The 19,348-nt window shown below is 66.1% G+C and carries 21 protein-coding genes and 1 pseudogene; 12 read left to right on the top strand and 10 right to left on the bottom strand.

Annotation, left to right across the window (positions count from 1 at the left end; all coding sequences use genetic code 11):
* Positions 1–512 precede the first annotated feature (512 nt).
* Together ACYCO6_RS22455 and ACYCO6_RS22450 are read left to right on the top strand one after the other, a co-directional pair.
* Complete coding sequence (locus ACYCO6_RS22455; RefSeq protein ID WP_459773664.1) at positions 513–1,985, top strand: ATPase domain-containing protein; 1,473 nt, start codon at positions 513–515, stop codon at positions 1,983–1,985.
* Positions 1,982–3,454, top strand: coding sequence for a sensor histidine kinase (locus tag ACYCO6_RS22450; protein WP_459763429.1), 1,473 nt, complete (start codon positions 1,982–1,984; stop codon positions 3,452–3,454). The genes ACYCO6_RS22455 and ACYCO6_RS22450 overlap by 4 nt, the downstream gene beginning before the upstream one ends.
* 684 nt (positions 3,455–4,138) lie before the next feature.
* Here the strand turns inward: ACYCO6_RS22450 and ACYCO6_RS22445 are convergent.
* The 4 genes from ACYCO6_RS22445 to ACYCO6_RS22430 form a co-directional block, all read right to left on the bottom strand.
* Positions 4,139–4,408 (bottom strand): DUF6894 family protein, encoded by a 270-nt coding sequence (locus ACYCO6_RS22445; protein ID WP_459763427.1) that lies wholly within the window; start codon positions 4,406–4,408, stop codon positions 4,139–4,141.
* 130 nt (positions 4,409–4,538) lie between these two features.
* Entirely contained in the window at positions 4,539–4,667 is a 129-nt protein-coding gene (locus tag ACYCO6_RS22440) for a hypothetical protein (RefSeq protein WP_459763425.1), read from the bottom strand.
* Positions 4,668–6,178: 1,511 nt separating this feature from the next.
* Positions 6,179–7,096: an alpha/beta fold hydrolase gene (locus tag ACYCO6_RS22435; protein ID WP_459763423.1), complete on the bottom strand. Its 918-nt coding sequence runs from the start codon at positions 7,094–7,096 to the stop codon at positions 6,179–6,181.
* A gap of 13 nt (positions 7,097–7,109) precedes the next feature.
* Complete coding sequence (locus ACYCO6_RS22430; RefSeq protein ID WP_459763421.1) at positions 7,110–7,445, bottom strand: GIY-YIG nuclease family protein; 336 nt, start codon at positions 7,443–7,445, stop codon at positions 7,110–7,112.
* Positions 7,446–7,566: 121 nt separating this feature from the next.
* On the opposite strand from ACYCO6_RS22430, the gene ACYCO6_RS22425 reads away from it, so the two are divergent.
* A complete protein-coding gene (locus tag ACYCO6_RS22425; protein WP_459763419.1) occupies positions 7,567–8,217 on the top strand; it encodes a DUF2239 family protein in 651 nt (216 codons plus the stop codon).
* 326 nt (positions 8,218–8,543) lie between these two features.
* Positions 8,544–9,752, top strand: coding sequence for an MBL fold metallo-hydrolase (locus ACYCO6_RS22420; RefSeq protein WP_459763417.1), 1,209 nt, complete (start codon positions 8,544–8,546; stop codon positions 9,750–9,752).
* 344 nt (positions 9,753–10,096) lie between these two features.
* Here the strand turns inward: ACYCO6_RS22420 and ACYCO6_RS22415 are convergent.
* The 4 genes and pseudogenes from ACYCO6_RS22415 to ACYCO6_RS22400 form a co-directional block, all read right to left on the bottom strand.
* Positions 10,097–11,878 (bottom strand): annotated as a pseudogene (locus ACYCO6_RS22415) (FUSC family protein).
* Positions 11,879–12,205: 327 nt separating this feature from the next.
* Positions 12,206–12,400, bottom strand: a complete 195-nt coding sequence (locus ACYCO6_RS22410) for a hypothetical protein (protein WP_459763415.1) — start codon at positions 12,398–12,400, stop codon at positions 12,206–12,208.
* Between the two features lie 101 nt (positions 12,401–12,501).
* Positions 12,502–12,819, bottom strand: a complete 318-nt coding sequence (locus ACYCO6_RS22405; RefSeq protein WP_459763413.1) for a hypothetical protein — start codon at positions 12,817–12,819, stop codon at positions 12,502–12,504.
* 71 nt (positions 12,820–12,890) lie between these two features.
* Positions 12,891–13,073, bottom strand: coding sequence for a hypothetical protein (locus tag ACYCO6_RS22400; RefSeq protein ID WP_459763411.1), 183 nt, complete (start codon positions 13,071–13,073; stop codon positions 12,891–12,893).
* Between the two features lie 475 nt (positions 13,074–13,548).
* Here ACYCO6_RS22400 and ACYCO6_RS22395 point away from each other — a divergent pair, with 475 nt between their 5' ends.
* From ACYCO6_RS22395 to ACYCO6_RS22365, 7 genes are all read left to right on the top strand, one after another.
* Positions 13,549–14,409, top strand: a complete 861-nt coding sequence (locus tag ACYCO6_RS22395) for an SDR family oxidoreductase (RefSeq protein WP_459763409.1) — start codon at positions 13,549–13,551, stop codon at positions 14,407–14,409.
* Between the two features lie 42 nt (positions 14,410–14,451).
* On the top strand, positions 14,452–14,766 hold the full coding sequence (locus ACYCO6_RS22390) for a hypothetical protein (RefSeq protein WP_459763407.1): 315 nt from the start codon (positions 14,452–14,454) through the stop codon (positions 14,764–14,766).
* A 25-nt stretch (positions 14,767–14,791) separates the two neighbouring features.
* Entirely contained in the window at positions 14,792–15,142 is a 351-nt protein-coding gene (locus ACYCO6_RS22385; RefSeq protein WP_459763405.1) for a hypothetical protein, read from the top strand.
* Positions 15,143–15,360: 218 nt separating this feature from the next.
* The gene (locus ACYCO6_RS22380) at positions 15,361–15,579 is read left to right on the top strand and encodes a hypothetical protein (protein ID WP_459773663.1); all 219 of its coding nucleotides are present in this window, start codon (positions 15,361–15,363) and stop codon (positions 15,577–15,579) included.
* Positions 15,580–15,708: 129 nt separating this feature from the next.
* Positions 15,709–16,320 (top strand): cell wall anchor protein, encoded by a 612-nt coding sequence (locus ACYCO6_RS22375; protein ID WP_459763403.1) that lies wholly within the window; start codon positions 15,709–15,711, stop codon positions 16,318–16,320.
* A 72-nt stretch (positions 16,321–16,392) separates the two neighbouring features.
* The gene (locus ACYCO6_RS22370) at positions 16,393–16,971 is read left to right on the top strand and encodes an NADPH-dependent FMN reductase (RefSeq protein WP_459763401.1); all 579 of its coding nucleotides are present in this window, start codon (positions 16,393–16,395) and stop codon (positions 16,969–16,971) included.
* Between the two features lie 500 nt (positions 16,972–17,471).
* Positions 17,472–17,804, top strand: a complete 333-nt coding sequence (locus tag ACYCO6_RS22365; RefSeq protein WP_459763399.1) for a hypothetical protein — start codon at positions 17,472–17,474, stop codon at positions 17,802–17,804.
* Between the two features lie 391 nt (positions 17,805–18,195).
* On the opposite strand, the gene ACYCO6_RS22360 is transcribed toward ACYCO6_RS22365, so the two are convergent.
* On the bottom strand, positions 18,196–18,411 hold the full coding sequence (locus ACYCO6_RS22360) for a hypothetical protein (RefSeq protein ID WP_459773661.1): 216 nt from the start codon (positions 18,409–18,411) through the stop codon (positions 18,196–18,198).
* A 273-nt stretch (positions 18,412–18,684) separates the two neighbouring features.
* Here ACYCO6_RS22360 and ACYCO6_RS22355 point away from each other — a divergent pair, with 273 nt between their 5' ends.
* A complete protein-coding gene (locus ACYCO6_RS22355; RefSeq protein WP_459763397.1) occupies positions 18,685–18,837 on the top strand; it encodes a hypothetical protein in 153 nt (50 codons plus the stop codon).
* 3 nt (positions 18,838–18,840) lie between these two features.
* On the opposite strand, the gene ACYCO6_RS22350 is transcribed toward ACYCO6_RS22355, so the two are convergent.
* Positions 18,841–19,314 (bottom strand): hypothetical protein, encoded by a 474-nt coding sequence (locus ACYCO6_RS22350; protein WP_459763395.1) that lies wholly within the window; start codon positions 19,312–19,314, stop codon positions 18,841–18,843.
* Positions 19,315–19,348 lie beyond the last annotated feature (34 nt).

Below are 19,348 nucleotides of genomic sequence, written 5' to 3'. Positions count from 1 at the left end.
TTCGATTGGCGTCCCGCACGAGGGTCGCGCTCTCGCGGCTTCCCGTGGCCCATCCGAACCACGCGTTCAGCCCGGGGTCTTTCGCCCCGCTCTCGGCGACCCAGCGCGCCGGCTTTGCGCAAGCTGGTGTAGAGCAGGAGATCGAGCGCCAGGCGCTCGCGGGTGCCGAGCGGTCAAGGCGCCCCGAACCGGGCGACCTCCTCCTCGGTCCAGGTGTTGACGCCGTTCCGGTTCTTAGGTCTGGGCGGCCGGAACGGCCGCTTGCCCCACTCCCGGGACTCGACCTTTCGAGACCGACAATCGATCCTCTGGCCTTTCTCTCATCCGTTCGCACCGTCCAAGATGCTGGCGAGGAAGGGGGCCGCAATGGTAGACTGTGATTGTGGGCGCAGGCTTACAGCAAAGCCGACAGCGGCTCCCGCCTGGCCAATCGGATCACCTCCTATAGGTGTGCGCCCGGGCGCCTTGGCCGCCCACATTCCCACCGAGATCGGCTTCCATGACCGCGCCCCCTGAGCCAAACAAAGGCCCTCTTCGGCATCGCCGGCCTCGATGACATCCTCGGTGGCGGCCTCACCCGTGATCGCCTGTATCTACTCGAGGGCGACCCTGGAACAGGCAAGACCACGATCGCACTGCAGTTCCTGCTTGAGGGCGCCAGAGCCGGCGAGATCGGCCTCTACATCACCCTGTCGGAAACCAAGCAGGAGTTGTGCGACAACGCCCTCTCTCACGGGTGGAGCCTGGACGAGCGCATCACCGTGTTCGAACTCGTTCCGCCTGAGGATCTGTTCGAGGAAAGCCGGCAGCAGAGCCTGCTCTACTCCTCCGACCTCGAACTCGGCGAGAGCACGCGGGCCATCCTTCAGGCGGTTGAGGCCCACAAGCCTACCCGCATCGTGCTCGACAGCCTGTCGGAGATCCGTCTGCTCGCCGGCGGGAGCCTTCGCTACCGCCGGCAGATCCTGGCGCTCAAGCACTACTTCGCCGGCCAAGGCGCCACCGTGCTGATGCTCGACGATCTCACAGCCGACATCATGGACAAGACCGTCCACAGCGTCGCCCAAGGTGTCATTCACCTCGAGGAGAAGGCACCCGAATACGGGGCCGAGCGGCGGCGGCTGCGCGTCGCCAAGTACCGCGGCCAGCGCTTCCGCGGCGGCTATCACGACTTCACTATCGCCACGGGCGGCGTACAGGTCTTCCCCCGCCTGATCTCCCTGGAGCACAAGACCGCCTTCACGCGCACCAAGCTGGTGAGCGGCATCAGCGAACTCGATGCTCTCCTGGGTGGCGGAATCGAGCAGGGATCGAGCACCCTGATCCTGGGCCCGGCCGGCACGGGCAAGTCGCTGCTCGCCATTCAGTACGTTCTCGCGGCCGTCGCCCGCGGCGAGAAGGCCGCGATGTTCGTGTTCGACGAGGAGTTGGGCATCCTGTTCGACCGAACTCGGCAGATAGGTATCGATCTCGAGGCGCTGTGCAACCAAGGGCTGCTCTACATCGAGCAGGTCGATGCCGCCGAACTGTCGCCGGGCGAGTTCGCACACCAGGCGCGCACCTGCGTCGACAGGAACGCGGTGAAGACTGTGGTGATCGACAGCCTCAACGGCTACCAGGCCGCGATGCCGCAGGAGAACGCGCTGATCCTGCACATCCACGAACTGCTGCAATACCTCAACCGCCAAGGGGCCACGACCTTCCTGACGATCGCCCAGCACGGGTTGGTCGGCGACACGAAGACGCCGGTCGATCTCACATACTTGGCCGACACGGTCTTGCTGCTGCGCTACTTCGAAGCGCGCGGGCAGGTCCGGCGAGCGATCTCGGTGGTGAAGAAGCGGACCGGCAGGCACGAGGACACGATCCGCGAGTACCGCATCGGTTCATCCGGTCTGGCGATCGGGGCACCGTTGACGGAATTCCAGGGCGTGCTGCGCGGCGTCCCGGTCTATGTCGGCAAGGAGAAAGATCTCGGCCCATGACCGAGCGATGGCGTCTCGTGACGATCGCACAGGACCTTTTCTCCGAGCGGGCGCTGATCCTGGCGCCGATCGGCCGTGACGCCGCCCTCGCACAAGCGCTCCTGGCGGCGGCTGGCGTCCACGCCGTGACCTGCAGCCACCTCCACCAGCTGCCCGGGATGATCTCGGAGGGGGCTGGGCTGGTGATCATCGCCGAGGAGGCACTCCGGGATGCCGATCTCTCGCCGGTCAGCCATTTCGTTGCCGGTCAGCCGCCCTGGTCGGATCTCGCCTTCGTGCTGCTCACGCGCCACGGCGGCGGCGCGGAGCGCATCGCGAGGGCGGCGTGGATATCGGAGGCCCTCGGCAACGTCACCTTCCTGGAACGCCCGTTTCACCCAACGACGCTGGTCAGCGTGGTGCACTCGGCGCTGCGTGGGCGGCGGCGGCAGTACGAGGCTCGGGCCCGCCTTGAGGAGCTGCGTCAGAGCGAGGAGCAGCAGCGGCTAACGGTCGAGCTTGTCCCTGCCATGCTCTGGTGGACCGATCCCGAGGGACGGGAGATCTCCACCAATCAGCGCTGGAAGTTCTACACCGGACAGCAGGGCGCCGAGATCCGGGACCACCTCTGGCTCGACGCCATGCATCCCGACGACCTTGAGGCGACGCGCGCGGCCTTTGCGCACGCTTTCGCGACGGGCGAGCCGATCGAACGCCAGCAACGGATCCGGCGGTCGGACGGCGCGTACCGCTGGCACCTGGTGCGGCAAATCCCGGTTCGCGACGATGCCGGTGCCATCACGCACTGGTTCGGCGCCGCCATCGACATCAATGACCTGCACGCGTTGCAGGAGCGCCAGCAGGTGCTCGTCGCCGAGTTGCAGCACCGCACGCGCAACCTCATGGGCGTGGTGCGCTCCCTCTTGGACCGGACGCTGCGCCGATCGGCCGACCTCGCCGACTTCAGGTCGCACTTCAGCGACCGCTTGGCGGCGCTCGCCCGTGTGCAGGGTCTGCTCTCGCGCCTCAGCGAGGGGCAGCGGATCACCTTCGACGAGGTGATCCGCACCGAGGTCGCGGCGCTCGAGGGCGAAGCCGGCCGGGTCACGCTGGATGGGCCGACAGGGATCGCCCTGCGCTCCAGCACAGTCCAGACCTTCGCCATGGCTCTCCACGAGCTGGCCACCAACGCGGTCAAGTACGGAGCATTCTCGCAGCCGCAGGGGCGTCTCGAGATCCGCTGGGGCTTGGAATGGCCCGAGGATGGCCGTCCCTGGCTGCACCTGGACTGGCGCGAGCGCGGGGTCGTCAGGGCGAGGTTGGATGCGCCACAACCCGGAGGCGGAGCCGGGCGCGACCTGATCGAGCGCGCCCTGCCGTATCAACTCGGCGCGGAGACGAGCTTCGTGATGGAGGAGGACGGCGTTCATTGCTCGATCCGGCTGCCCGTCTCGAAGCGGCAGGCGATTGGCGAGAGCGACCATCCTTGAGAGCTGCGTCCGGGAACGCCGCACAGCTCTGGATACCGGGATATCCAGTCAGAAAATCAAAAATCCGGAAACCCTCGAAAACGGACGCACCTTACACGCGCCGCGAGGGGCCACTTCAGGTCGGACGCGAAGCGTCGGCTTCCGGATACGAGCACATGAGTCATGGTCGCCTGCTGCCCGGCCGCGTCGGTCGCGCTGCGCGCCCGGCGCGACCGCGTCCCCTACGACCTCTGGGCGCAGGCCTGCTCGACCATGGCGGCTACCCGGTGCCGCGCTGGAGATGGCCGGCCACATTGGCGCCCGGTGGAGTAGCCGCATCTCGACAGCCCGCCACGGGACTTCGCGGGCGTGGCGGCTGACGTGGATCGGCCCAAGGCGCGTCATAAAGGGGGGAATGAGGAGCGCCTTCCCCGTTCCAACTGCCCCTGCAATCTGACAGCCTCTGTGCGGCATGACTTTGATCTCGCTCAATTGTGCACAACTGGACAGAGCGCGATCCGATCACAGCAGCGCGATCCTCCAGGGTCTACGCGCCAGAGTTCGGAGAGCAGGAGATGCGCCGATCAAATCCGACGCTCGGGACTTGGCCACACGTCCGCGACATGGGCCACAGCGCTACCGTTCGGCGCGGCCTTAAGGGAGTGAAGCCGCACTTGCCGCGCCGAGTGATCGGCCAGCGTCGGCCTAATCTCGAGCGGCATCCCGAGCGATCTGGTCCAGAATGACGGGGGCCTCGACCACTTGGAACGTCATCTGGAACAGGATCAGCCCCGTGTGATCGGTGACTTCGATACGCCAGTCCTCACCCAAGGCGATGCGATGAGCCTCGTCCTGCAGGATGTGACCCGCGAGACGAATGGCTTCGGTTCGGGCGGCCTGCCAGTTCGGCAGCTCCGTGCCTTCATCGTCAATGATGCTCTTGCCATCGTGAACGTGAAAGTAAAATCGCGCCATACAGGCGCTCCCATCGTGTCCGGCGGGGGTCAGACCCTCACTCGCGGACGCCGAGGAATGTAACCGCGATTGTCTACTTGTTGACACGGTTTGACCGCGGTCACTCTGATGTGCGTTAGATTTCTGCCATTCAAAGCCCCCGGCCGTGCCGGTCGCCCGATTTCGCGCGGTGGCGCGGATCATACAGCGCGGCCGCGTCGAGCTGCGGCTCGGGGTGATCTACCCGCTGGACGGCGCGCGCGGCGTTCAAGGCGGTCAAGGACGCCTATCCGACGAACGAGGTCACGTTGCGGCAGGCGGCTCGGGTGGTGGTGCCGGCGCGAGCGGCCGGGCACGCCCGCCCACGTGGATGCCGCTCCGACGGGCTATTGACACAGACCCCCGATCCAAGAAGGCTGAATCCGGCGAACATTAAAAATCATACGGACGCTTGAATTCCGAACCAGGCACGACAACTGCATAACTGAAGTCGATCGGTTTGGCCGTGACTCAGGAGCTGGCTCATGACTTTTGGCCCAGCAATCTTTGCAGCGGCACTGTGCGTCCTGCCCACGTGTGGATGGGCCCAGGCCTCTCCGTCCATGATAAACGACTGCACCCTTCTGACAGATCCGACTGAGATGCAGTATTGTATCTATGCCGGCCAAGGGATCTGGCCAGAATTGCCGCCGATTGTCATATCCAATGGCGAGTACCCTTTCCCGTTCATCATCGATGGCAGACGCAGACATTCCCGTTCCGCATCCGCGCCAAACGCCTCATCTGTCGGCACTTCGAGAGTCAGGGTTAGGCTCGGACTCGCGGAATCCGCCAGAATCGCACAGCAGGATTTCCACGATCCCATTCGTAGCAATGACCCGGGCCATGTCTACGTCCAGCAGGTCAACGTGTCTCCTGCATTCGGAAATAGATTTCCGCCGCATCGTCTTAACGAAATTTACATCAACCAGATTGGCGCGCGGACTCGACGGTAAAAATTCGCCAGCAGGCACGTATCTGACCGCATGAACACCGGTCTCTGCGCAGAGATGCTGGGGAGGGTCGGTCTGGGAGCGCCGCCGACCAGCCGGCAAACTCCGTATTCGAGGCGGTGTAGCGGGTTTAGCCGCGGAATGAGCTGTCGCGGCGGCAGGCGTGGCAACCGGACCTTGCCCCTTCCTCCGGAGGCGGACATTCCGCCTTCGGCCCCTGTCGGATTTGCAGGTGGTCGTCAGGATTTTCCGACACCGGCCATACAATGGCCGTCCATCGAACCCGGCCGGGCTGGCTAGCTCTCGTCGCGGGCCGCGATGAGCTGACCACCGCAGCACCCTGGCGGCTGCGGACTCGCAGATCGCCCGGCCCTGGCAAGGCCCCGCCGCGAGCCTTTGATCTGGATCAAGGCCTGATGGGCCCGCAGCCGCATTTCTTGCGCGTCGGTGCTTGGTCCAGTCGCCTTTGGAGAGTGCCGTCCGTCCTTGACCGTCCCGAGCGTCGGGATGGCCGTCACCGAGGAGCCTGCAGCGATGATTGGCTTACAATGAGGCTACGCGCCGCTTGGCCGGATTTCGGCGGTACCGGCTTTCTCGTCGGCTTCACGCTGTTGGCGACGATCCTGGCGGCCTGCGGGCTCACGGGGCTGGTGCCCTGAGCAAGGTCTGAGACGGGTGGCAACCGGGGCCTGGCCTCGTCTGATAGCGTTCGCTCCGCCTCCGATCCTTGTGCGCCATCGAGGTTGAGGAGGCCTTTCCCGAAAAGGAATGCAGAACTCTCAATGGGCGCAGACGGCTTCTAAGCTCCCGACATCGACGGTCGCGACCGGCGCGCGGTTCGGTCGATGGCCCGGCCTATGGCCCGGAACAGGCATGTGGGCAGATCGTGTCCCATCCCCTCGATCAACATCATCTCTGCATTCGGGATTGCGGCGGCGGTGTCCTGACCGCAGGCTGGGGGGAAAAGAGGGTCGTCCGTGCCGTGAATGACGAGTGTTGGTGCCTTGATCGCCGCCAGTCGTGACCGGCGGTCGCCGGCCAGGGCGATGGCCGCGAGCTGCCGCCCGAACCCACCCGGTGCATGGCCGCGCCGCACCTCCTCCCGGAGAAGAGCACGGCAGGCCTCTTCGTCGAACGGATAGACGGTGCCCGCGATGCGCCGCGCGAAGGCTATGCCGCGATCGAGGAAACCCGCCTCGTCCGATACGGGGTCAGGGGCGTGGCGCCGCATCATTGTCATGGCATCAGGGTCTGCCGACGGCATGTCCGGGTTTCCCGTGGCTGACATGATTGAGGTGAGCGAGAGAACGCGGGACGGGTGCTCGCTTGCCATCACCTGGGCGATCATCCCGCCCATCGACCGCCCGACAACATGAGCCTGCGGGATGGAGAGGGCATCGAGCAGACCGATTGCATCCCCGGCCATGTCGGCGAGTGTGTAGGGCACAGGTGGCCGCTGCCCCGCCATGAGGAGGGACACCAACGCCTCGAAATCCACCACTCCGTGCTGGGTGAAGGCGGTCGAGCGCCCGGCATCTCGATTGTCGAACCGGATGACGCGATAGCCGAGCACGGCAAGTTCCCGGCAGAAGGGTTCTGCCCACCGGATCATCTGCGTCCCCAGTCCAGAGATGAGCAGTATGGCTTCCGACTCTTCCTCGCCGAAGCTGTCATAAGCCAGCGTGATACCGTTGTTGTTCAGGATTTTCATCATCATCCGCGTCTCTTTGTCAGACCCGAGCAGCCTGAAGCCTTTCCACCCAGTGCATGAGGCGCTCCTGTACTCGCCGGTCGCGAACATAAGCGATGTCTTCCTGTTCGAGACGCTCAAGGAACTCGAACGTGAATGCCTCCGCCCCCTCGGCGCACCACGCGTCCTGAAGCGAACGATGCGTGTTGTTTCCGAGCCGCAGGGTGAACCACAGCCGGTTCTGGATCGTGGATAGGTCTGGGGCTTGCCCCACCCAGACTGCGCCGGTCGATACGCAGCGAACGGCGTAGATGCCGGCCGCGACTTCTCGCTTCTTGTAGGCCGCGACGGCCGCCTTCCGATCTTCGCTGTTCATGACGTGAACGCCTCCTGCCGGCGGCGACAGCTAGCCGAAGCCAGCCATGAGCGCAATATCATCCGGATGATATTGACTCGCGTGTTTCTACCCTGTCAAAATACCCGGAGTGGAGGACCCGATGTCCGATTACCTGTCCAGGCCGTGCACCGCGTTCGTCGGCACGGAGCAGCTTGCTGCTGGAGCGCTGGTTGACGTGGCCCTGGCGATCAAGGCCGCTGAGGGCGCCCGCCCAAACGCGTCCATTCTCGTCTTCGATGATGCATCGGGATCCGTCGTGGATCTGGACCTGCGCGGCACGACAGCCGAAATCGTGGTTCGCCTCACCGAGCGGGAGAAGCGCGAGGCACGGGCGGCGCGGACGCAAACGGCTTCGGGCCTCGACGCAGAGCCTCGCGGGCGTGGGCGGCCGAAACTGGGGGTCGTCGCCAGAGAGGTTACGCTGCTGCCCCGACACTGGGATTGGCTCTCCGCGCAACCCGGCGGCGCATCTCAGGCTTTGCGGCGTCTCGTTGACGAAGCTCGCCGTTCCGATGGCGGCCAGACCCAGGCCAAGGCCGCACGCGAAGCCGCCTACCGCTTCCTGACCGCCCTGGCCGGTGACCTTCCCGGCTTCGAGGATGCGATTCGATCTTTGTTCGCGGGCGAGGACCAGGATTTTGCCGACCGCATGAACGCTTGGCCCCCGGACGTGAGACGCCATGCCTTGAAGCTGGCGGCCGGGCCACGTCCGGGTAGGACTGATCAGGCAGCGGAGCCGACGGTCCGTTAGCCGCCTGTTCCAGCCGTATGGCTCTGTCTCATCCGGCAGCCTGCTGCCGGGCACTTCCGAGGTCTGCTGGAGGTGGGGAGCAGAAGCTCGCGGGGAATAACCCGAATGACCGATTTCCCGCCGGATTCGGACGTTGCCGGATCAGGTGCCATAGAACATAGGCTTGGCCGTTAGGGCGCCATCCTCTCCGATGCCTTGAGCTTGTCGAGTATCGCACAGCGTGCCATTTTGATTATTCCGGACGCCCGGCGAGGCGATAATCCACAATCGCCTCGACCCGCGCCCCTGCTTTCGGTCAGAGTCTCGACCCGTGGCGGGAGGTTGCTATGGAAATCATAGGCTATCCACCATCATCACCTCAGGACCATCCCCGTCGCAGTCTGCGCTCGCGCATCACCTGCGACGATCCGGTCCGGCGAGACGTGCTCTGCGGTGGCGGCGCTTCGGTCCTCGGCCTCGTTCTGGCGAGCCTCTTAGGCGGTGGGCGCCCGGCGCTGGCCGAGGCTTTGACTGGGCCGGCGCCCGAACTCGACGCAGTGGCCGTGCGCATCGTGACCGACAGCTACCAGTTCGCGGTAGCTCCGAGCCGGAAGGTGGAGGGGCTCGCCATCGAGCACTTCGGCTGGGGCATCGCTCCCGATCATCCACCAGGGCCGACCCTCGACAGCGAATTCGGACTCTCGATGCACGTCACCTCGCGGCGCGGTGAGGAAACGCGTCAGACCTTGGTGGATTTCGGTTTCACGCCAGAAGCGCTCAATAACAACCTCAAGCTTCTGGGGGTACAGCCCTCCGAGATCGACGCCCTCGTTCTCAGTCACGGCCATTACGACCATTTCGGCGGCCTCGCCGGCTTCCTCGGCAACAACCGGGGGCAACTCAAGCCAGGGCTTCCATTCCATGTCGGCGGCGAAGACTGCTTCTGCGCTCGTGAGTGGACGGCCCCTCCGGTTAAGGGTGATTTTGGTGTGATCGACCGCCAAGCCCTCGAATCCGCGAACCTCACGATCACCTCGACAGAGCGCCCAGCCCTTGTGGCGGGCCACGGCTTTACATCCGGTCAGATCGACCAGAGCAGCTTCGAGAAGCTCCTGTCACCGAGCGCAATGAAGCTCGGCATCAATCATGGCTCGGGATGTCATCCGGATCAGATGGCGCAGGCCAATCAACGAGATGGACTGATCCCCGACCAGTTTCAGCATGAAATCGCCACAGCCTTCAACCTGAAGGAACGTGGTCTCGTGATCCTGACCTCCTGTAGTCATCGAGGCGTGGTCAACGCCGTTCGACAGGCCCAAGCCGTGTCCGGCGTTAAGAAGGTGCATGCAGTGATCGGTGGCTTCCACCTCGCGCCTTACCAGCCCGACTACGTCCGGCAGACGATCGCGGCCTTGAAAGAGATCGGGCCTGACTTTGTCGTTCCGCTTCACTGCACGGGCGAAACCTTCTACGAGGCTGCCAAGGCGGAGATGCCGAACTCGTTAGTGCGCGCCTACACGGGCACCCGGTTGGTCTTCAATAGTTCGGCCATCTAAAGCGGGACTATTTACTGGCACACGAGGGCTCGTCGTACTGCGATCCGCAAGCGCCGCCGCATGGGAGCAGAGGCTGGCCGTCATCCTGATGTCGGGGCCGGCGTTGTCAGGTCCGCTTCCTTCTCCCGAGCGGACCTCCTGAGTTCCGTGGTGGGAGGTCCGTCAGGGGCTGAAGGCGGCCTCTGAGGCGCCCATCGTACGGCGGCGGCCGCAGTCAGACGAACTGCGACCTGATCTTCTGCAGAAACCGCCTGTGCCGCGCCATGACCCGCGCTACGGCAACAAGATCGCTCACGCCCGGGCCACGGCCGGATGCAGGCTGGTGTCGGCCGCGCCTCCAGCCCTCAGCAAGGCCTGCGCCGCGGCCTTGATATCGCCGACGCTCCCCCGGCGAGAGCGGCTTGCGCGCGTTCTCCGGCTTCCCGCAGGAGCGGCTGGCGTCGAAAGGCGCCCAGTTGGTCGTGCGCCCGTGCGGCGGACGCCTCTAGATGGGCGACCGCGAAGGCGAGCTTCAGGCGCCGGGCGCGCACGATCTCCGGCCCGACATTGACCTGCGCGTACTGGAAGATCCGGTCGCAGTTCAGGCTCGTGCGGTCGACCGCGTCGCCGCCTTCCCCGAGGAGGGCGCCCCGGACGTCCCGAATCGCAGATCCGAAGGCGTAGGCGCGGACTTGGTCCGGTCGGATCGGCAGGATCACTCGGACCGTCGTCGAGAGGATCACGGCGACGATCATCATCTGAGCGATGTTAGTGAAGAACGTCTGCGCCTCGAAGGCTTGCGGATTCCCCGGGGACAGCAGCACCGGGAAATAGACCAGCAGGATGAAGCCGATGGACGAGGCGGCGGGTCGCGATCAGCAGGCAGGCGGCGAGGACGACGGGCGCCACGGCCAGCGACAGGATCGGGAAGCCGTTCACGGTCGGCGGGATCACCAGCAGGATGAGCCCGGCCGAGAGGGCCGCGAGCGAAATGCCGATGAGGACGCCGTCGGCGTATTTCAGCGGGTCGGGATTGACGGACGACATCGCGCCCATGGCGGCGACCTGCACGAGGGCGTAGGTCGTGGCCGGCCAGCCGAGGGCGACGAAGAGGGCCGCCGTCAGCGCGAAGGCCAGGGCGACCCGCGCGGCGCCGCGGAATGCCATCGGAAAATCGCGGTGTGTCGGCAGACGCACGTTGCGCAGCGGCCGATATCCGGTGCCGAGAGCGGTCAATCCGTCCTGTGCGAACATCAGCGCGGTTGCGAGGTCGTGGGCGCGCTGGAGGGCGAGCACCTCGTCGAGACTGCGCCCCCCGTCGCGGATTGCAGCCGCGATCAGGACGCGCAAACGTCCAAGCGCGCCCGCGAAGGTCTCAGGGGCCGAATGCGCCGTCCCGTCCACGACCAGACTGGCGCAGATCGCCCGCGCTTCCGCGATGGCGGAATGTTCCGGGCCGGCATCGCGGGCCGCAATGGCGAAATTCCGGGTCTCCGCCATGGCGGCGTAGAGGGCCGCGATGGCGCTGCGCGCCCCCGCCGCGCGTTGCGGACCGTCGTCGAGCTCGCCAGCAATCGCATTCGCGTCGGCGCGCAGGGGAGCCGTCATGCGGATCAGGTCCAGGGCCTTCTCGGGCCCGGGATCGCCCTCCCGGAGGGCCTGGCGGGCGAAGGCCTTCACGGATCGGAGCGCGGCGGCGATCGGCGGAAGGAGGCCGCGCCACGTGCTCGGCGAGGCGAGGGCATCGTTGATGAAGGTGATCGCCACGATGGCGACGGCAATCGCCGCGACACGCGAAACAGCCGCGTCGAAGACGTTCTGCGGCGTGTCGATGTTACTGATCGCGATGATCGCGACCGTGTAGCCCGACAGCATGGCGCCATAGGGGCGGGTGTCCTGCAGATATTGCGCGACGAACACGCAAAGGCTCAGCCAGGTCGTGAAGCAGACCAGCATCAGCACCCGATCCTGACCGGATGCTGACGCGAACACGATGGAGACCACACCCCCAGGATCGTTCCCAGGAACCGATAGATCGCCTTGGAGACGGCCTGCCCGCGCTTCGGCTGCGCCAGGATCGCCACGCTCACAGCCGCGGACGAGGCGCTCTCGAGTTGGAGCCAGAAGGCGACGTAGAGTGCCAGCATCATCGCGATCCAGATGCGGAGCGCGAAGAACCAAGCCTGCGGCTGCGGCACTGCCGCGTCCAGTCGGTCGAAAATCCGGTCGAACCGCGATAGACGGGCTTCAGACACGCATCACCTTGCCCGTCGCGCCCTGCGGGCCGGCCACCCCAGCTCGGCCGGAATCCGGATCGCGGCGCCTCAAGAATGGACGAAGAAACACTGCGGCGCAGTGATAGAGTCTACGCCCCGGGCGAGGCTGATGAAGCTGCATCATTCGTGTCGAATGATTTAGTGCTATGACGCGTGTTGGGAATACTTGGAATAATGAGCGGGATTACTAACGCTCTTTCACCGACGGCGGCGTCGAAACGCGAACAGGATCGCGAAGGCGATGATGACGCCAACGAGGATCCAGAACGGCGTGCCGAGAAGCCCGTTGGATTGCGCGACCTCGGTTCCGGGCGTCGGACTGGCCGACTGGGCCAGAGCGGACAGGGCCGCCACGCCGAGGACCGGCACGGCGAGAAGTCCCGATCTCAGCATCGCGCGTCTCCCGATGATTTCTCGCAAGCGCCGAGGATCGCGGGCGGCGCCGCGATCCCCGGACAGGATCACGCCCCCGTTGGGGGCGTGACGCAAACTGCTCAGGAGTGTTGCTGCTTCTTGAGGCTGCTCTGCTCGCCGGATTCGTCCGTCTTCGGGTTCGCGAGCCCGCTGGTATTGCCACTGGCTGTGAGCGCCTCTGCGTCCACGCTCTGACGGTTTCCGGCGTGGTCCTGATACTGCTCGGTCTGAACGTTCTTGCTGTCGAGGCCGCGCTGGTCACTGTGCCGGGACTTGTCCCGGTTGCTGAGAACCATGTTCTCCGGCAGCACGCCCTCGGGCAACTCCGACATAGCGCCGGTCCCGGTCCCTTTTCCCTGGGCGCCCGGGCCGCCCTTATGCCGACTTGCATTCGCCATGGTCTTCCTCCGATGCGGATCAGCGGTCCTGTGGGAGGCGACGGCGAGCAGTGCCGTCGCCGATGTGGCCGTCAGCGGTCCTGCTGATAACCCTGGTTGGTGGTGTTCACCTTCGAGTTCCCGGCCTGACCGACCTTGTCCGGGTCCTTCGTCTGCGAGCCGGCGCGGCCCTGAGAAATGGGCGCCTCTGTCGCGCTGCCGGGCCCCTTGTCGGAGCGGTTGGCCGGAGGAACGGGCGGTGGTTTGGTTGTCATAGGTACCCCGTCGTTGCCGAATACGGTGCAAACCCGGGGCTGTGCGCATCGTTCCGGCCCATCGATCTTCAGCCAAGCTTCCCGAATAATCGCCAAGCTGGCCGACGCGTGAGCAAAAACATACACTTTCGACAGCGCTTCCCGATGCCGAAGCTTCGACGGTCGACACCACCTTTACTGCGATTGCGCGCAGAACGACGGGGCTTCACCGGACGATCATCCACCCTGCAGCCGCGCGCCTGACCTCTCCGAGGCTCCCGCGCAAAGGACGAAACAATGCCCGGGAGCGCGGGTTGTCGGGGCAGAGCCGATGCCCGCGACGATCGCGCTGGTCTCGCCTCACCGACGCGCGTGCCTTTCTGCCCGGGCTCGCCCGCGTCGCGGCCGCATGCCCTGCGAGAGCGGTGCCGAGCGCCGCGCGTGGATCTTCCAGAGATTTGTCATCCCCGGTCTTCGCCCCGGAAGGAGCGCCAGAATGACGGAATTTCCGAAGCCGCCCTTCGATCGACAGCGCCTGCTCACGCCGCCGGCCCGCGATGCCGACATGGACCCGCGCCCGGATTACGGCGAAGCGCATTACAAGGGCTCGGGACGCCTGTCCGGCCGCAAGGCGATCATCACCGGTGCGGATAGCGGCATCGGCCGCGCGGTCGCCCTGGCCTTCGCCCGCGAAGGGGCGGATGTGCTGGTGAGCTACTACGACGAGCACGACGACGCGCGCGAGACCTGCCGCCTCGTGGAATCGGCCGGGCGCAAGGCCATCCCGGTCCCCGGCGACGTGAAGGACCCGAAGCATTGCCGGGCGATGGTCGACAAGGCGGTGGCCGAGTTCGGCCAGGTCGATGTGCTCGTCAACAATGCCGCGCACCAGAAGACCTTCGCCAACCCGGAGGAAATCTCCGATGAGGAATGGGAGGTCACCTTCGCGACCAACATCCACGCGATGTTCTACCTAGTGAAGGCCGCCCTACCGCACATGCAGCCCGGGAGCGCGATCATCAACACGACCTCGGTAAATGCCGACACGCCGAGCCCGCAGCTGCTGGCCTACGCCACCACCAAGGGGGCGATCCAGAACTTCACGGGCGGCCTCGCCCAGATGCTGGCTGAGCGTGACATCCGGGTGAACTGCGTGGCGCCAGGCCCGATCTGGACGCCGCTGATCCCCTCCACCATGCCGGAAGACAAGGTGCGCACCTTCGGCTCCCAGGTGCCGATGAAGCGCCCTGGCCAGCCCTGCGAGCTGGCCCCGGTCTACGTCATGCTGGCCAGTCCGGAATCGAGCTACGTCTCGGGCGCCACCGTCGCGGTGACCGGCGGCAAGCCGATCATCTGACCCGCCCAGACCGGCGCGTAAGTAGAGCACGGGAGAGTACCGATGGCCCAGAAACCAGACGATCCGCACCAGTCCAAGCGCCCAAATCTCCGGGAATTCGACGCTTATGCCGACCGCAACGGCCAGGATTTCGGACAGGACGACGCCCGCGATGTCGGTCGTCCCGCGGAACTCCAGCGCGAGCTCGAATCCGATCCGAGCTGGCAAGCGGAGACGGCGCGCATCGCGTCCGGGCACCAACGCCTCGATTCTGTAGCGGGCGGCAGCACGGCTTCGGTCGAGGCGACGGAGGCGGAGACGCCCCCGGAGAACCTGCGCCATCTTGGCGATGCAAGCACGTCGCCGAAATCGTCATGACGCCTTGACGAGGAGAACCTCGAGGATGGTTCCGAGCCGCGTGCACGCCGTCACCGACTACGTGTTTCCGGCCCTGATCGCCGCGCTGTCGCGGCGGCGGGGTGCCGCCACGCGCCGGATCATGCAGGTCGGCCCGGTGTGGCACTACGCCTACACAATCCTGACGCGCTACGAGGGCGGCCTCGTCCCGGTCCTCTCGATGCGGACTCATCTCACCTGCGACGCGGTGGGGGCCCTCGGGTTCGTGGGCGCTGCCGCCCTGCTGAGGGACGAGGCGCCGAGCGACCACATCCTGCTCGCGGCGCTCGGGCTCGGCGAACTCGCCCTGATTGCCCTGAGCGAGCGCGAGGTCCCCGTCACGGAGCTGGCGCAGTGACCCTGTCGCCCGTCCGGCGCGCCGACCCGGCGGGACGGCCCGAGATCAGGGCGCGCTCGAAGCGCCATGCCGACCTGGAGTTCCGCGAACGGATGATGGCGATGACTTTGGCGATCCGACGCACCCCTGAGGCGTGCATTCCTGGCCCGGCCGTCCTGCCACCCCTGCCGTCGGCTCCCGCACTCGATTGCCGTGTATCCGCGAGGGCCTGATTGACGATGCCGACCGGTCTCAGCTTGCCGCTCATCATGGCCTCGGTCTTCACCCTCGGCTGTATCCTTATCCAGAAAGCCGGCAAGCGCGCCGAGGCGATCACCGAAGGGCTCGGCTTCCTGTTCCTGCTCTGCGTGCTGCTCAATGCGATCGCGCTGCTGGCCTTCTTCGTCAGTACCAAGCCGACGGGCGTGGTGCTGATCCGGTCGATGTCGGCCGGGTAGGCGCATCGGCAAACTTTGCCGGACGGCCGATCCTGCCCACGCGGGCAGCTGCCGCGGCCTTGAAATCGCAGGAAAAAATCTGGAACGCCCCATGCCTGCCTCTGCCGAACGCGTTCGGAAGGGTGCAGCATGTCGATCAACACGGTTTCGGGCAGTTCACTCCAGCGGGACCTCGTCACCGCTCTGCGGCAGGCGCGCGCCGCGTCCGCGAAGCCGATCGATCCCACGGCTTTCACGGCCACCGGCGAGGAAGCCGACACGACGCAGGCGACCGGCGGCTCCTCCCAGGCGAGCAGCGCGATAGCAACGTCGGCGCTGTCGAACGACCTGATGGCGTCGCTCCTGCAGTTGCAGTCCGATTTCAACCAGTTGGGCTTGCAAAACGGGATCACGGCGCCGGGTGATTCGGACAACGCTGCCGACATATCCGCGACCACGGGGGTCGCGGCAACGGATCCGAGCCAGGCATCGGCCGGCACAACGCCCCTCCATCACCGTCATGGCCACCATGACCGCCCGGTTGCGGATACCGACGCCGCCGCGCAGGCTGGTCAATCCGGCGGCACGGAGACCGCGTCGGCTCCAGCGGCAGCGCCGACCACAGGTTCCGCGTCAACGACCGATATCGGGGACAGCCTGCAGTCGCTGTTGCAGCAGATGACCAAAGCGATCGCGGCCTACGCGACCGGCGGTCCCATCGGGGTCGCGGCCACCGCGCTCACCAGCACCGCGAAGGCCTGAGCCTTCGTGGGCGGCGCCCTGCCTGGCCGGGCGCCCCGGCCTCTGGCATGATCTCCCGAACCGGAGGCCGCCATGTCCCTCACCGTGCCCGTGATTCTCGGCAGCGTCCGCACGGACCGCGTCGGCATCCGGGCGGCCCGCTTCCTGGTGGCACGGCTTGAGGCGCGCGGCCACACCGCCCCACTGGTGGACCCCGCCGAGTTGAAGCTTCCGCTCCTCGACCGGATGTACAAGGAATATCCCGCCGGCACCGCGCCCGAGCCGCTGGAGCGGCTCGCCGGCCTCTACCGCCGGTCCGATGCCTTCCTGCTCGTCTCGGCCGAGTACAATCATGGTGTGCCGCCGGCGCTCTCGAACACCCTCGACCACTTTCTGGAGGAGTATTTCTGGCGTCCATCGGCGATCTGCTGCTACTCGGCCGGCCAGTTCGGCGGCGTGCGCGCCGCGATGCCGCTCCGGGCGATGCTCGCCGAGATGGGCATGCCCAGCATTCCCTCGCTCCTGCCGATTCCCCGCATCCAGAAGGCCATCGACCCCGGGGGCACGCCCGCGGAGCCTTGGCTCGACAAGGCGGCAGGCCGCTTCCTCGATGAGCTGGAATGGTACGCGGAGGGCTTGCGTGCCCGGCGTCAGGACGGGACGCCGTACTGAGGAACCTTCCGCACTCCTCGGGCCGGACAGGCACCGATTGGTGTTGCGTTCACGAAGCGTATCACCCGGATTTATCCCAGCTCGATCGACCTGCGATTCGAAGGCCCGTTACGAGTCGATGGTGACCATCGCTGCACGCGCGGTAGCAATTGCGTGGCGGGGCCGATCGTAACCGTGGGGCCTGCCCAGAATCAGCGGCCGGAGCACCCTGTGCGCCGCCAGCAGAGCTGCGGCCGCACCAGCGTTGCCCGAGACTCGATGATTGAACGAGCGGGCGCGATTGCCGCGTATCGACTCAGATGATTGTGAGATCGATTTTGGCTGACCGCTGCATCGCCTGGAAAAGCCGGCAGCATATCTTTGAATACCGTCCCAGAAACACACTCGAACGCCCCGTAACGCCCGGCCGCGAGACTGTATTGTTCTGTTGCAAAAAGGTGGCTGCACGATCCGCGGAAGTATGGGAGCTTGGCCATGTTCCCGAACGCGGACTGATTCCCATGAAGATCGACGAGAGGGCGCTCCTGCAGGAGCGCGTGCGTACACTTGTCCTGCGTCATGCGCTGGAGGCCGTGCTCGAGCGCCTCGCGGCAGCCACGCGCGACCTCGGCAAGGATGCCGAGGCCGAATTCCTGAATCTCGAACAATCCCTGGTCTCGGCCGCCCGCAGCATCGCGGATCGCGCCAGCGCCCAGAAGTTGGCGGTGCTGGTCGCCGTCGAGGACGCCAGCACGACGATCCGGGCCGCATTCGACAACGCCCATGACCGCCTCGAAGCGCTGCGCCCGGCGCAACCCGCGCACCTCGAACCGCCGGCGGCCGTCGCCGCCTAGCGACTCGGCCGCGCTTTTCCTTGCAGGGCTCGGTGCAGGCGTGCGCACCTCTGATCTCACCGGGTCCGGGCTTCGATAGCGGCGCAGCGCCTTCCACCGACGGAAGGTCGGGGAAGGCGGCTGGACTGGCCGAAAGCCGCAGTAGAATCGCGAGACCAAGCGCGAGAAGACATGCACCTCCGGTCAGGACGACACGCCCGATCCGGTCCGTGCTGATGATCTTGGGAGAACCTACAACCGAGAGACGTCACGTGCGGCCCGTGTCACCCGGCCTTGCACAGGGCCGCAGGACGGCACTAGTCGCATCGGCAGGCTCCCCGGCCGGACGGAGGCCCCTGAAACCGGGGTGACCGTCGCAAGGCGGTTGCTGCACGCAATGCTGCCGGGACGTTCACTGCTTGGCGCGGTTGATGATCGTCCAGAGGACGCGGGCGACGGGTTCGGTGACGGTGCGGCGGTACTTGCGGTGGACGAGTTGGCCGTTGTGATAGACGTCCTGCTCGACGTAGAGCCTCTCGCCGTCCCAGCGGACGATATTGTCGGACTCGATGGTCTCCTCGACCCCGAGTTCCTCGCGAAGGATCGGGTTGCCGGTCTGGCTGAGCATACGCGCGTCCTCGTTCACGCCTTCGGTTCCGCAAAGGGGAGCGCCGTCGCGATCCGCGCAGCGCAGCCACCTCGCTGCTCCCCCTGCGCCCGGCAGCATAGGAGCGCATCGATCCACACGCCAGCGACGTGACGCACGCATTCGAGCGACCGCAACGTTACCGATGTGCGCTTCGGCACGTCGAGGCCAGCTGCAGCGTGCGATGCTTCACATGCACGCCAGGGCTGCACACAGGACGCCTCCTGTGCCCGCATCCCCGCGACGGAGGCGCCCATGCTCGCTCGCCCGTTCCGGCTCGTCGCCCCGGTGCTTGCAGCCCTCGGCTTGGTCGTGGTGCGGCTTGCGAGCCCCTTCATCGGGCCGGTCGCGCCCCCGCCGCCGGGGACCGCGGAAGACGGGGGCGTCGTTTTCCGGCACTATCTCTGACGGTCAGCCCCGACGGCTGAGGACGGCGCCCGGCACGGCACAGGCGGGCTGCACGCCCGGCCCCAGGATGATGTCGCCCTGATGCGGATTGTTCACCGTGAACGGGGCGGTTTCCTGCGTGCCGATGAAGCCGCGGCCGAGCTGCGCGACGAACAGGTCACCCCCGAACCGAATGAAACAGCGATCAAGAACGGCCTCGTAATCGAACGTCCTCTGCGTCACCGGAGCGGCCTCGGCACCGGGCAGGCCACAATAGGCCGACAGATCGATCTGGCCTGGCTGCGACAGCCGAACCGATAGCGACTGACCAGGCAGAAGCGTGGCGGGTGGCCCACCGTCCTGGCGCGCGACCAGGACCAGATTCGAGCGGTTGTAGATCCGGCGCAGGCAGCCCGCCGAGGCGTCGGAGACGCCTGCAGTCATCCCGGCCAGGGTGAGCCCGATGCCGGCCCATGCGCACCCAATACGCTTCGTCACCGCAGTTCCTCCACCGGCCGGCCGATCAATCAGT

The sequence above is a fragment of the Methylobacterium sp. CM6257 genome (assembly GCF_054611515.1).
The sequence above is the reverse complement of the archived record's forward strand: the minus strand, read 5'-3'. Positions and strand labels throughout refer to the sequence as shown.